Annotated in this window: 10 protein-coding genes; 5 read left to right on the forward strand and 5 right to left on the reverse strand. The window is 55.8% G+C overall.

Translation table 11 applies throughout. From position 1 onward, the window contains the following. Nucleotides 1-7: 7 nt before the first annotated feature. Complete coding sequence (locus N5W20_RS03365; RefSeq protein ID WP_319807505.1) at nt 8-1,561, reverse strand: MFS transporter; 1,554 nt, start codon at nt 1,559-1,561, stop codon at nt 8-10. Nucleotides 1,562-2,075: 514 nt separating this feature from the next. Between N5W20_RS03365 and N5W20_RS03370 the strand changes: the two genes are divergently transcribed. The 3 genes from N5W20_RS03370 (at nt 2,076) to N5W20_RS03380 (ending at nt 7,635) form a co-directional block, all read left to right on the forward strand. Beyond that, on the forward strand, nt 2,076-4,997 hold the full coding sequence (locus N5W20_RS03370) for a TonB-dependent receptor domain-containing protein (RefSeq protein ID WP_319807506.1): 2,922 nt from the start codon (nt 2,076-2,078) through the stop codon (nt 4,995-4,997). A gap of 158 nt (nt 4,998-5,155) precedes the next feature. Further along, nucleotides 5,156-6,784: an FGGY-family carbohydrate kinase gene (locus tag N5W20_RS03375; RefSeq protein WP_319807507.1), complete on the forward strand. Its 1,629-nt coding sequence runs from the start codon at nt 5,156-5,158 to the stop codon at nt 6,782-6,784. A gap of 77 nt (nt 6,785-6,861) precedes the next feature. Next, the gene (locus tag N5W20_RS03380) at nt 6,862-7,635 is read left to right on the forward strand and encodes an SDR family NAD(P)-dependent oxidoreductase (protein WP_319807508.1); all 774 of its coding nucleotides are present in this window, start codon (nt 6,862-6,864) and stop codon (nt 7,633-7,635) included. 33 nt (nt 7,636-7,668) lie between these two features. On the opposite strand, the gene N5W20_RS03385 is transcribed toward N5W20_RS03380, so the two are convergent. The 4 genes from N5W20_RS03385 to metX form a co-directional block, all read right to left on the reverse strand. Beyond that, a complete protein-coding gene (locus N5W20_RS03385; RefSeq protein ID WP_319807509.1) occupies nt 7,669-8,295 on the reverse strand; it encodes a glutathione binding-like protein in 627 nt (208 codons plus the stop codon). A 155-nt stretch (nt 8,296-8,450) separates the two neighbouring features. Next, nucleotides 8,451-9,779, reverse strand: coding sequence for a DEAD/DEAH box helicase (locus N5W20_RS03390; protein WP_319807510.1), 1,329 nt, complete (start codon nt 9,777-9,779; stop codon nt 8,451-8,453). 290 nt (nt 9,780-10,069) lie between these two features. Further along, the gene (gene metW / locus N5W20_RS03395; protein WP_319807511.1) at nt 10,070-10,669 is read right to left on the reverse strand and encodes a methionine biosynthesis protein MetW; all 600 of its coding nucleotides are present in this window, start codon (nt 10,667-10,669) and stop codon (nt 10,070-10,072) included. Further along, entirely contained in the window at nt 10,659-11,849 is a 1,191-nt protein-coding gene (metX, locus tag N5W20_RS03400) for a homoserine O-acetyltransferase MetX (RefSeq protein WP_319807512.1), read from the reverse strand. Before metX ends, metW begins: the two co-directional genes overlap by 11 nt. Nucleotides 11,850-12,305: 456 nt before the next feature. Between metX and wrbA the strand changes: the two genes are divergently transcribed. Beyond that, the gene (wrbA, locus tag N5W20_RS03405; RefSeq protein WP_319807513.1) at nt 12,306-12,902 is read left to right on the forward strand and encodes an NAD(P)H:quinone oxidoreductase; all 597 of its coding nucleotides are present in this window, start codon (nt 12,306-12,308) and stop codon (nt 12,900-12,902) included. A gap of 153 nt (nt 12,903-13,055) precedes the next feature. After that, entirely contained in the window at nt 13,056-13,865 is an 810-nt protein-coding gene (locus N5W20_RS03410) for an NAD kinase (protein ID WP_319807514.1), read from the forward strand. Nucleotides 13,866-13,962: the final 97 nt, after the last annotated feature.

Here is a 13,962-nt window from a genome sequence, read left to right on the forward strand (position 1 = left end):
AACCTGCTTACTTCTCTCCAAAAATGATGCGCGGTGGATAGGTGCGTTGCGGCACGATAAGCACCCACATGATCATTGCGACCACAATGCCACCCATAACCATATAAAAATCGGATATCGTCAGAACAGCCGTTTGTTTCGCCAATTGCGCCTTGAACGTGATCAGCGCGTCCGGTGTGCGTGGAGCGCCATCCGGCAAAAGGGGTGGCGGGCGCTGCGGCACCGGGTTCTGGCCTTGAAAAAGCCTGAACCTTTCGACACCCAGTTGATCCGTCAATCGATCTGAATGGAGATGGCCGCGCCAGCGATAAGTAAGCTGCGCCAGCCAGATCCCCATCGATTCCGCAATGGCGCGCGGCGCATTGACCAGCGGCGAGGCAAACGGGCCGTCTGACGGTTTGAGCGAATTTGTCGACATCATCAGAAGCGGCAGTACGATCATGGGTGCGGCGAGGCCCTGCATAAATTGCCAGAGATAGAAATTATCCCGGTTCCAGCTTGAGGTGACGAAGCTGCTTCCGACACATGCGCCGAGCATCAGCACAAGCCCGCATATCGTCACAACACGGGAATCGACATGGCGGAAATTCAGCACCATGGCGAGGATGGGGAGCAGCGCAAACTGCATCATCGCGATGAGAAGCGTCAGGGGATAAATCTGCTCCGGCCTGTAACCCGCAACCGATGTCAGAAAAGAAGATGGGATGGCGCTGGATGAGGCATTTGTCAGGATGAAGGCAAACAGCATGATGTTGCCGTAAAGAAAATTACGCGCCCGAAGAAGTTGAAACCGCATGAGCGGCACGGGATGGAACCACTCATTGATGACGAAGAGCGGGATACAGATAAGGCTGACAATGCACAGAAACCAGATGCCAGGGTGATTGAACCAGTCGAGGCGGTCACCCTGCTCCAGCATCGTGGAGAACGCGCCCATCCCGGCAATCAGCAGGCCGGTGCCGCGCCAGTCAAATGACTGGAAGCGCTCATATCGTGGCTTTTCAACCGGCATCCCGACCCAGAGTAACGCTGTGGCGATCGCGCCTAACGGTATGGCCTGCCAGAAGACAAAGCGCCAATCGACGAAATCCGTCCAAAGTCCAGCCAGCGCCGTGCTCAGATTCGGGAAACATGTCGCCGTCAGGGCATAGGCCGCCAAGCCATAGAGCCTTATGTGCGGTGAAAGGACACGCAGGGCGACCGTGATCAGCATCGGGATCGCAAAACCCGCCGCAAGCCCCTCGATGATGCGCAGCGCCAGAATAATATGGAGATTAGCCGTCAGCGGGATGAGGGACGCGGCCCCGACAGACATGATGGCGATGAAAAATGCAAAACGCCGCAGGGTGAAGGTTAAGGCAAGCCATTGCGACAGGCCCATCCCGATGATCTGGGCAGAATGGAAAAAACTGATGAACCAGGTGCCCTGATCATGACTGATGCCGAGCGCACCGAAAATATCCGGTGCAGCGACGGATGAGACCTGATCATTCAATTCCGATGTCATGGCGAGAATGATGACACCGGCCAGACCTGTTAAAGCGCGGCCCCGATCCGTCACCTTGCCGTGAAACCTTTGAATGTCAAAACCGTCCCCCTCAATCTGACCCGCGCATGCGGGAAAATAATCACCGCATCACTGTCATATTATAAGATTTTTTAACATCGGCTCAGCAACATGTAAATCGCGCGCCCGGTCCGGCGTGCCGATGCGCGGCCTCTGCAGCGATGACAGCGTGGTCTCATTTCTCGTAAAATCAACGCAATATATTGGTCTTTAATGGTATTTAAAGGTGGATTCAAAGCAATTTCCGCGGTGATTTATTGTTGCGATGTGACTATTTAGATTTCAAACGATATCACATTTGTAATTCGTAAATGTTACCATTCTCCCGCGGATTTTCTGATCACTTTTACTTGAGTTTGAAGGGTCATAAGTCCAACTGTTGTAGATTAACCACAGGTGAACAATTTCGTTACAGTCAGTTACGAAATCGCGCTTGACCCGTTGCGCGTCCCCCAAACGTCATGCAAGATTTCCAGCATATCCCATCAACCTGAACGTAGAGCGATCAATGGCCGTATCCCCCGGAAGTCATCTTTACGCGGCCCTTTTTTTGGGCACGACCGTTTTGATAGCGTTACCATCCCCGATCGTGGCTGACACGATCAATGCGCCCCAGGCGCACAAAAAAGTCACAGTGCGCGCCGGGCAAAAGCAACAGCATAAAATTGCGCCCGCGACGCGCGCCGCACCGACAGGGGCTGCGGTGCGTGCCGCCAAAGCCAAACGCGTGCTGTCCGCGCCGCAATCCTTTAATGCGTCCCAGGCGGAAAGCATTACCGTGACGGGCTCCATGCTGGGTGCTGGTAAAAATGTGGACCCCAATCCTGTTCAGGTGGTTACCGCAGCCCAAATTGAGAAAACAGGCGCGACAAATTTGTCTGATTTCTTCTCCCGACTTCCCTCTGTCGGGTCATCTGGCCTTGGTAATAATAACCCGAATGGCGGTGCCGGCGTCTCCTGCACCGATTTACGCAATCTCGGCCTCACGCGCGTCCTGGTCCTGATTGACGGCAAACGCACCACGGTGAACGGCAACTCAAATTGCGTTGACCTCAACAGCATTCCCCTTGAACAGGTTAAAAGTGTTGAAATCCTGAAAGATGGCGGCTCTGAGCTTTATGGTGCTGACGCAGTCTCAGGCGTTATCAACATTAAAATGCGCCATGATGTCGGCTATGGCAGTATCAATATTTATGGTGGCATCAGCCAGTATGGCGACGCGCCGGTTGGGCGTCTCTCCGCTTTCAAGGGCTGGAATTTTGATCACGGTAAGGGGAATATCACCCTTTTCGGTCAATATCTGACCCAGACGGGCATCATGGCGCGCAATCGTGACTGGGCCAAAAATCCGCAGATGAACAACCCTGTCTCCGGCGCGCCGAGATTTGGGTCCTCCCTGACGCCGAACGGGCAATTTCTGACGGCGGATGGCAGCGCCTATACGACGACAAATGGCGGTCAGAGCTTCCAGCCTTACACGGCGAAGGATAATTATAATTTCAACCGTCTATCTTCTTTGACGAGCAGTTTTCAGAATGCGTCCCTCTCAGGCGATGCGCATTATGACTTCAACAAACATTTCACCCTTTATTCCAACGTTCTCTACAGCCATCGCACAAGTAATTCCTTCCTCGCGCCGGAGCCCATTCAGGGTTCAATCCCGCCAAGTACCTATGCGTCTAACGTCACGGTGCCTGCCAATTACCCCGGAAATACGTTTGGCCAGGATGTGACAGCCTTCAAGCGGATCGCCGAATGGGGACCGCGTCGTAACGAATATGCGACCGACACGGTAACGGCCCAGTGGGGCGCCAAAGGCGAAGTTTTCGATAAATGGATGTATGACGTCTCCGAAACCTGGGGGCAGAATGAGGAACGTGCCCGAATGATCAATGCGGGCAATTACGCAAGCCTGCTGAATGTTTGGGGCTTGCGGGCTGCCAATCCAGGCGATCCGAATACGTCATTGATTTACGACCCTTCTGTCTGCATGGCGTCGGCAGGGTGCTCGTTCTCCAATATTTTCGGGCCGCTCTCTCAAGGGTCAGCGCGCTACTCTAATCTTTCAATCGTCTCAGACACGCGTTACACCTTCCACGACCTCAATTTCCGCGTGCATAAGAATGACGTCGTCAAAATGCCCTGGAAGAATGGTGGCAGCCTCGGCATCGCCTTCGGAATGGAGCATCGTGATGAGTCCCTCTCCTATCGTCCCGACCAGTTTATCACCAGTGGTCAGGCCGCGACGAACGTCCAGGCGGCGACGCAAGGCGGATTCAATGTCAGTGAGGGTTATCTGGAAGGCAAATTGCAGCTTCTGAAAGATGCTGCCTACGCCAAGGATCTGACCATTGATGGTCAGGGACGATTTTCCTCCTACAATACCTTCGGCTCAACGAAGAACTGGAAGGTCGGGATCAACTGGTCGCCATCTCGCGATATTCGTTTCCGCGGCACGCTGGGCACGTCTTTCCGTCAGCCTTCAGTCTGGAATCTTTATGGCGGGCAGGTCGTGAGCTATGAGCAGGCTTTCGACCCCTGCACCCAGATTGGTTCCTATGGTGCTGCGTCCGGTAATGTCGCGGCCGCCTGCGCGCGCGCCGGTCTGCCGCCAAATTTCCAGCAAGTGGGGAATTCTCAGGTCCAGACGCTTCAGGGAGGCAATCCTCAGGTACAACCGGAGGTCGGTCGCACCTACACGTTCGGCACGGTCCTGACACCTCGTCAGATCCCCAATCTGATGGTCTCCGTCGAATATTGGCACTACACCGTCAAAAACATGATCTCTCAATTAGGGACTCAATATATTCTTGATCAGTGCTACGCGCAGAACTCTGCCGGTTACTGTGCTGATGTGCAGCGAAATGCTGGCACGGGTCAGATCCAGGCCGTGCAGGCACTCGTGGGTAATAATGGCGGCTTACGCACAGGCGGTATTGATTTCGATCTCGATTACGCCATCCGACTGACGCGCCATGATCGCCTGTTGCTCAGCAATAATTTCCAGGGCCTCGTGAGTTATGAGCGGCAATGGAATAATGGTGGTCCGTGGTTCAATTACACAGGACGCCTCCTTTATAACAATGATAGTGGACAGCCGCGCGTGCGTGATTACGCAACGCTGACATGGCGCCATAAGGATTTCAGCCTCACTTATATGATGCAATATGTGGGTGGCATGGTCTGGAACGATCAATCGAATGACCTCACCGCGCAAACGGGAGGACGCCATTCGACACCGGGGATTTTCTCACATGATCTGACGGCTTCATACCATCTGAATCAGTGGAATTTCACCGTGGGCGTCAATAATCTGTTCGACAAAAAACCGCCCTTCGTCGTCAGCGCCGGGACAAACACAAATGCCTACCAATATGGTTATCTGATGCTGGGCCGCAACGTGTTCGGCCAGATCGGCCTGGAGTTCTGACACATCGTTTGATGGCGATAAGATGGGCAAAAAAGGGGCTGCTTCGGCGGCCCCTTTTCATTTGATATGTGATCTTGCACAAAAAATGCGTTCCGGATATTGCGAATTTTGCGTTTCCTTCGCATCATGCCCCTTACAAATTGTAAATAAGGCATGTCATGGACGTTGTTATCGGTATCGATGTGGGGACGGGAAGTGCCCGCGCAGGCATATTTGACCTATCCGGCATCAAGCTGGCTTCCGCTGTTGTCGAAACACAGACATGGCGCCCGCTACCTGACTTTATTCAACAATCATCCGAAAATATCTGGCAGGCCGTTTGTCAGGCCGTCCGTGAGGCTATGGGTGAAATCACGGACTCAACGTTACATGTCTGTGGTATCGGGTTCGATGCAACATGCTCAATGGTTGTGCGTGACAAAAACGGCGAGAGTCTCTCCGTCGATCCGCAGGGCGCGGCGGGGCAGGATGTCATCCTTTGGGCAGATCATCGCGCTTTAGCGGAAACAGCGGAAATCAACGCGAAGGGGGATGATGTCCTTCGTTATGTGGGTGGTGTCATATCACCCGAGATGGAAACGCCGAAGCTTCTCTGGATCAAGCGGCACCTCCCGCAAATTTATCAGGAAGCGGGATATTTCTTTGACCTGCCAGATTTCCTGACATGGCGGGCGACAGGCTCTGACGCGCGTTCTTCCTGTTCTGTCACCTGCAAATGGACCTATCTTGCGCATGAGAATCGTTGGAGCGCATCGTATTTTGAAAAGATCGGCCTCACCGAACTCGTGGATGAAGATTTCCGCCGTATCGGCCAAACGATACTGCCCATAGGGGAACATGTCGGGGACGGTCTCACGGCGCAGGCTGCTTCTGAACTCGGGCTGCCGGAAGGCATAAAAGTCGGGGTGTCGATTATTGATGGCCATGCGGGCGGGATCGGCCTGCTGGGCATCGCGGATGAAAAGCTCGATTTTGACGCTGTGATCAATAAGCGTGTCGCGATGATCGCGGGGACATCCAATTGCCACATGGCTGTCTCCCCTGAAGCGCGCTTTATTGACGGCGTCTGGGGGCCTTATTATCAGGCCATGATCCCTGAAATGTGGTTGACGGAGGCGGGCCAGTCGGCGGCCGGGGCCTTGATTGACTTCAACATCAAAACCCATGCCGCCTTCCCTGCTCTCAAGGAAATGGCTGCACAGGAGAATATCAGTATTTATGAAGCGCTGAATGGCTGCGTTCAGGAGATTGAAGCGCGTGAGGGTGAAATGCGCCTGACGCGGCGGCTGCATGTCCTGCCCGATTATAATGGCAATCGCGCACCTCATGCCAATCCGGAGAGTCGCGGCGCGGTGCTGGGCCTTTCACTCTCCGCCGAGTTGCGTGACCTGGCCGCACTTTACCTCGCGACAATCCAGGGGCTGGCTTACGGCACGCGGGATATCATCGAGGCGCTCAATGTAAGAGGCTATGCGATTGACACCATTATCGCGACAGGGGGAGGCACCAAAAATCCGATCTTCCTGCGGGAACATGCCAATGCCACAAATTGCCGCATCATCCTGCCGAAAGAACCGGATTCCGTCCTGCTGGGCTCGGCCATATTAGGTGCCATGGCGGCAGGCCGTTTCAAGAACTTCCCGGAAGCCATGGCGGCCATGAGTCAATATGGCACCGTGATCTACCCTGAAGCCCGTTCAAAGGCGTTTCACGATGCGAAATATGCAATTTTCAAACGGATTTATGCTGGGCAGGAAAATTTCCGCAGCCTTATGGCGCCGTTCTGACGTCGTGCGACCGCATGTGTCGGGAGGCCTGATCGGAAAGTTCCGGACGCCCGCGCATCGGCTGAGAAGGAGAAGTCATGTACGCTGAAAAATATCGTCTTGATGGCAAAGTCGCGCTGATCACCGGTGGTGCGCAGAATATCGGTCTTTCCTGTGCGACGGCGATGGCCGAGATGGGGGCCCGTGTCATTCTCGGCGACATTAATCTTGATCTCGGCCGGAAAGCTGCTGAGGGGCTTCGACAAAAATCTTTTGATGCACGCTGCGTCACGCTTGACGTCACATCCTTCAATTCCGTGCGCGCCTGCGTCCATGACATCATGTCAATTGAGGGACGCATTGATATCCTCGTGGCCAGCGCCGGGATCTGCATTTCCGAGATCCATGCTGAAGACATGTCGGAGGAGCAATGGCTCAGGCAGATCGACATCAACCTCAACGGCATGTTTCGCACCTGCCAGACTGTGGGCAAAGTTATGATCACGCAGAAATCCGGCGTCATCATCGCGATTGGCTCCATGTCAGGGCAGATCGTCAATCGCCCGCAGGGTCAATGCGCCTATAATGCGTCCAAGGCCGGTGTGCATCATTACATCAAGTCGATCGCCGCGGAATGGGCAAAATATAACATCCGCGCCAATGTCATCGCGCCAACCTATATCGAAACCGAGCTGACACGTTTCGGTATGGAAAAACCTGAACTTTACGATTCATGGATCGCGGACACACCCATGGGGCGTGTCGGACAGCCGGAGGAAATCGGGAGCGTTGCCGCCTTCCTCGCCTCTGACGCGGCCAGCCTCATGACGGGCGCGGTCGTCAATGTTGATGGTGGCTTCACGGCCTGGTGACACCAACCCCACCCGCCTCAAGGCGCGGTGACGTCACTTATCATGCGTGTAGGCGCGCTGGGTTGCCGGGCGCGCGATGATCGCATCGCGCCATTTCGCCACGTGGGGAAATTGATCAAGATTGATGGATTGCGCCTTCCAGGTTTTCGTCCATGGAAATGCCGCCATATCCGCGATGGAATAATCCGAGCCGGCAAGCCACCCCCCATTTGATGCGAGGCGCTTATCAAGCACGCCGTAAAGTCGTGTCGTCTCATCCTGATAACGCTTGATGGCGTAGGGAATTTTCTCCGGCGCATAGAGGGAGAAATGGTGGTTCTGCCCCAGCATCGGCCCGAAACCTGCCATTTGCCAGAAAAGCCATTCCATCGTTTCCAGCCGGACCCGCGCGTCACTCGACAGAAACTGCCCCGTTTTTTCTGCGAGATAGAGGAGAATGGCACCGGACTCAAACACACTGACCGCCGCGCCCCCATCGGCGGGCGCGTGATCAATGACCGCGGGCATTTTGTTATTCGGAGAAATCTTCAGAAAAGCCGGGTCAAATTGCGCGCCCGTTGAGATATTGACGGGGATGATGCGATAGCGAAGTCCCACCTCCTCCAGAAACAACAAAATTTTGAAACCGTTTGGCGTGGGCCAGAAATAGAGATCAATCATGCGTCAACTCCTGTCTGCTGCGTAACGCTTTTACACAGCGTCACGCAGATCGGTAACCCCAAGCCGATCACAGCGCCATTTTTAAAGACAGTGATCTCACTGGATCGGCGGGAGAAGAAGCCGCGATATGTCAGGCGGAGAAAAGCGCCGCCTTATCAATCTTTGAAGGAGCCCGGATGCCCGTAACCACCGGGCGCACGATGGGGCATGCGCCGCCCTCCCGGTCGCGCTGCATGCGGTGCTGCATGCCCACGCGCGGGGCCGCGCCCGTTTTGGTTGCCGCGGCGACCACCATGCCGCCCGCCCCCGCCCAGAACAGGCGGTTTCATGCGGGACAATCTCGCCGTCTCGGAGTGGAAACGGTGCTGGTCGATAATTGTCAGGGATTTGCCGATCAGCTTCTCGATGTCATGAAGCCAGGCGCGTTGTTCCGCATCGCACAGGGCAATAGCGCAACCATCGCGACCGGCGCGGGCCGTGCGCCCGATGCGGTGGACGTAGCTTTCCGCAACATTGGGCAGGTCGTAATTAATGACGTGACTTACATCATCAACGTCAATGCCGCGAGAAGCGATATCTGTCGCGACAAGCACCTTGACCCGACCGGATCTGAAGCCGGACATGGCCCGCTCCCGCGCACCTTGCGACTTATTGCCATGTATCGCTTCGGCTGCGACGCCGTTTTTGGTCAGGAATTCAGCGACCTTATTCGCCTCATGCTTCATCAGGGTGAAAATAATCGCCGATTTCACTTTCTCACTCGCGACGAGCTCCAGCGTGAGCGGCTTCTTATTTTCCGAATCCACAAAGAGGACAACCTGTTGAATGCGGTCAACCGTGCTGGAAGGCGGCGTCACGGTGACGGTCGCCGGATTGTTCAGTAAAGATTGCGCAAGGTCCGAGATGGCATTGGGCATCGTCGCTGAAAACAGCAATGTCTGACGCTTGGGCGGCAGAAGCGCCATGATGCGCTTGATGTCTTGGACGAAGCCCATATCAAGCATACGGTCCGCCTCATCCAGGACGAGGACTTCAAGTTGGGAGAGGTCAATATATCTCTGCCCGATGAGATCAAGCAGCCGCCCCGGTGCCGCCGTCAGGATATCGACGCCCGATCGCATCGCTTCCACCTGTCGGCCCTGACCAACGCCGCCGAAAATCACGGCGTGGCTCAGCCTCATATGCTTGGCGTACGAACGGATATTGTCGTTGATCTGGGAAGCGAGTTCCCGCGTTGGCGCCAGGATCAGCGCGCGGGGGCAGCGGGGTGTCGTCGCCTTGGGGTGGCGGCTGATATGGTCCAGAATTGGTAACGCAAAGGCGGCCGTCTTGCCTGTGCCCGTCTGTGCGAGGCCCAGAAGGTCACGCCCTTCCAGCAGATAGGGGATTGCCCGCTCCTGAATCGGGGTCGGGGTGACGTATCCCATATCCTGCAAGGCGCGTTGTATCGGTAGCGCAAGTTCGAGATCTGCAAAGGTAACCATCGAAATGCCCCTTCGGGACGTTTGAGCGGAATGGGGAGGAGAATCGATACCGGAATCGGCAGAGGACACATCTGCCACGGAAATTAATCAAAATAAAGATAATGATATGAATCAAATTTTTAAATAAAATGCGCCCCGGGTGAGCTTGACAGATTCCGCGCTTTGAATTTCGGACATGAGTCATGCATAGGACAGATCGTTCGACAGCGCTGTTTCAAAGCGTTACCGCTTATGACTGTCGTGTTCGCCGGACGGCGAAACAGTGACCAGACGCTTTTGGAGACAGGTGTTTAGGCGCGCTGCAACATAAAGACAGCCTGGTCCGCAAATATATTGGCCAGACGGGTTGAGCGGCGCCAGGGTGCGGAGGCACCCGTGTCATTAACGCCCAGCCACGCAACGACGCGATAACCATCACACCGGCATAATTCAAGGAAATCCTTAATCGTGCAGGGATGGACGTTGGGCGTTTCATACCACGGCGTGTTCCAGACTCGCGTCATCGGCATCCGCCCGGTTGAAAGAAACTGTAATCTCAAGCGCCATTGCGCAAAATTCGGGAATGACACGATCGCGTAACGGCCGATGCGCAGCATCTGTTTCAGCACTTCCCGGGGACGCCCGACAGCCTGCAAAGTGCGTTGAAGCACCACATAATCGAACGTGAGGTCCGGATAATCCGCAAGGTCGTGATCCGCATCGCCATGCATGACGGGAAGCCCATGGGCGACGGCGCGCGTCACATCCTCCATATTGATCTCAATGCCCCGCGCATCGCATTGGCGGGTTCGGAAGAGATGGTCAATCAGCGTGCCGTCCCCGCTGCCAATATCGAGGACGCGACTGCCCGGCACGATCATGTCGGCGATGAATTTCTGATCAACCCGCATGTATCTCTCCGGCGGCGACATAATGGAGTCGGGCCCCTTCCAGAAAGCCGCGGATTGTCCGTTCAAAATCCGGCTCATCAAGGAGGAAGGCGTCATGGCCGCGATCTGACTCAATCTCAACGAAAGAGACGTTCACGCCGGCCTGGTTCAAAGCGCGGGCAAGCGCGCGGGATTGCGATGTGGGAAACAGCCAGTCCGAACTGAAGGACACCACGCAGAATCGCGTGGTGCAGTTTCTGAAGGCCCTGGACAGGTCGCCATCATGGTCCGCGGCGAGGTCGAAATAATCGAGCGCACGCGTGATCGTCAGATAGGAGTTTGCGTCAAAACGTTGCACGAAGCTTGACCCCTGATGGCGCAGATAACTTTCCACCTCAAAGATCTCACCGAAAAACGCGGCCGGAAGCTGGGCCCCTTCCTGCGCAGCCTCCGGATTGCGGCGCGTTCGGCGGCCGAATTTCCGCGTCAGGGCTTTCTCTGAAACATAGGTGATGTGCGCCATCATGCGCGCCACGGCCAGACCACGCGCCGGGACGGCATCATGTGCCCAGTAGCGCCCATCATGCCAATCAGGATCAGCGGAGATGGCCTGACGACTGACCTCGTTGAAAGCAATATTCTGCGCAGAATGATAGGGTGAGGTTGCGATGGGCAGGGCGGAGAAAACGCGGTCCGGATAGGTCACGACCCATTCAATGGCCTGCATCCCCCCCATAGAGCCACCGATGACCGCAAAAAGACGGTCGATCCCCAGATGCGTGATCAGCCTCGCCTGCGCCCTGACCATATCCCTGACCGTGATCGGCGGAAAGGACGTGCCCCAGCGCTCTCCATCCGCTTTAAGGCTTTTCGGCCCGGTGGAGCCCATGCAGCCGCCAAGCACATTGGCGCAGATGACGAAATATTGATCCGTATCGACCGGTTTCCCCGGCCCGACGAGGCGGGACCACCATCCATCCTTGCCGGTGACCGGATTGCGCCCCGCCACATATTGATCCCCCGTCAGAGCGTGGCAGATGAGGATGGCATTGTCTTTCGCGGGCGATAACTGACCATAAGTGCAATAAGCGACATCGAGCGGGGCAATAATCTCACCGCATTCCAGCGTGAGCCCGTCATCAAAACGCGTGGTTTCGCTCGACTGACCGGCTTCTGCCTCTTTTTCAGGCGATATGATCATATAGTTTCGTCCATGATGTCATACAGGACGCACCGGCGACGCCACGACCTGATGACACGCGGTTTGCCCTCTTTTCCCAGCATGCGGAGCCCGACTCATATGCCATTATCATCCCCCGGAGGCAATTGCCTGACAAAAAGCCGCGCGCCGCATGGCTCACAAACTTGTAAATTAAATGCCCCTTTAAACATCCGATAAGCACCCCCATCTCCATCCACAATGCGACATCAGGAAGGCGTCCCGCGCCCGTTTCTCTGGCAAGGACTCAAAGTTGGTTTGCGTCGGGGTGACAATAAGTGTAGCTTGAATATTGAAGGATGGATAACCCGTTCAGGATGTCGCGGGTTGTCACCCGCTTTCCGTAAAGTCAAATTTCATCAAAGGATAATAAATGCGTCCTTTGAATTCATCAACTGTTTGTTTCGTCGCTTTCCGTGACGATGAAGGAGCCACCACGTGACAAAAGTTCTCGTTTTATATTACTCAACATATGGACACGTTGAACAAATGGCGCAGGCTGTCGCTGAAGGCGTCAAACGCACCGGCGCCACGGCCGACATCAAGCGTGTCCCTGAACTTGTCCCGGAGGAAACCGCCAAGGCGAACGGCTTCAAGCTTGACCAAAGCGCGCCCGTCGCGACACCGGATGAACTGGCCGCCTATGACGCCATCATCGTAGGTGCGCCGACGCGCTTTGGTCGTATGCCGTCTCAGATGGCGCAATTCTGGGATCAAACGGGCGGGTTATGGGCCAAAGGCGCGCTGATCGGCAAAGTGGGCGCGGCTTTCACCTCGACAGCCTCACAGCATGGCGGGCAGGAGACGACGCTTTTCTCCATCATCACAAATCTGATGCATCATGGCATGGTTATTTCCGGCCTGCCTTACAGCTTCCCCGGTCTTGTCGGGCTGGATGAGGTGCTGGGCGGCACGCCTTACGGTGCGTCGACACTTGCCGGCCCCGATGGCTCACGCCCCGTGCATGAGACGGAGCGCGAAGGTGCCCGCTTCCTGGGTGAGCACGTTGCCAAGCTTGCCGGAAAGCTCGCCTGAGCTCAGCACGCGACCCTCTTCGTGGGCGTGTCATCGTCGCAACGCGTGGTGGAAGCACGCGTTGTTGACGGATGACCCGGGATGCTGCTTTCCTGACGGTACCTGGTCAGGCGCGCGGTGTAAGAGGGCTTCAGGCATGACGGCATATCGACAATGACAATGAGTATCGACCTGGCCTCTCAGCCGGTTTTCACCTCCGTTCCCACCAAAATCTGTTTCCGCGCCGCGCGCGTGCCTCTGGCGCAGGCCTCTTACGAGAAGCTTGTCGCACAATATGGCAATGTCGCGCTTGAAGAAGCGGAGGTCGTCGTCTGTCTGGGGGGGGACGGGTTTCTGCTGGAAACATTGCACAAGGCCCTGCCCTATCACCTGCCGACTTATGGCATTAATTGCGGGTCTGTCGGCTTCCTGCTGAACCCGCTCAGTGAGGGTGATCTGCCGGAGCGCCTGTTTCAGTCGCTGCCCAATATGATGCGCCCGCTGAAAATGCAGGCGACGGATGTGGAAGGTCAGATTCACGAGGCCATCGCCTTTAATGACGTGTTTCTCTTCCGTGAGACAAGACAGGCCGTTAAACTTCGTATTGAAATTGATGAAGTGGAACGTATGCCCGAACTCGTCTGTGACGGCATTCTCCTCGCGACGCCTGCTGGCTCGACCGCCTATAATCTTTCCGCCCACGGGCCCATCGTCCCGCTGAATGCGACGCTGCTGCCTTTGACTCCGATCTCCGCCTTTCGCCCACGGCGCTGGCGCGGCGCTCTCCTGCCCTCCTCGGCGCGCGTCCGCTTCTCACTGCTTGAGCATGAGAAACGCCCGGCCGCCGCCGTCGCCGATTTTACGGAAATCCGTGATGTCTGTGAGGTCCTTGTGCAGGAAGAGCGGGATATTGGCGCCACGTTGCTCTTCGACCCGGAAAATGACCTCTCAGAGCGCATTATTGCCGAGCAATTTGCGGAATGATGCGCATTACCGATCCCGCCATCTGACACAGCACATTCAATCTTGCCTGCGCCGCAGCGGTGTGGTTTTACATCCGATCAGGCGCGGCGGAATTCGA

The sequence above is a fragment of the Candidatus Kirkpatrickella diaphorinae genome (assembly GCF_025736875.1).
In the GTDB taxonomy this organism is placed as follows: domain Bacteria; phylum Pseudomonadota; class Alphaproteobacteria; order Acetobacterales; family Acetobacteraceae; genus Sorlinia; species Sorlinia diaphorinae.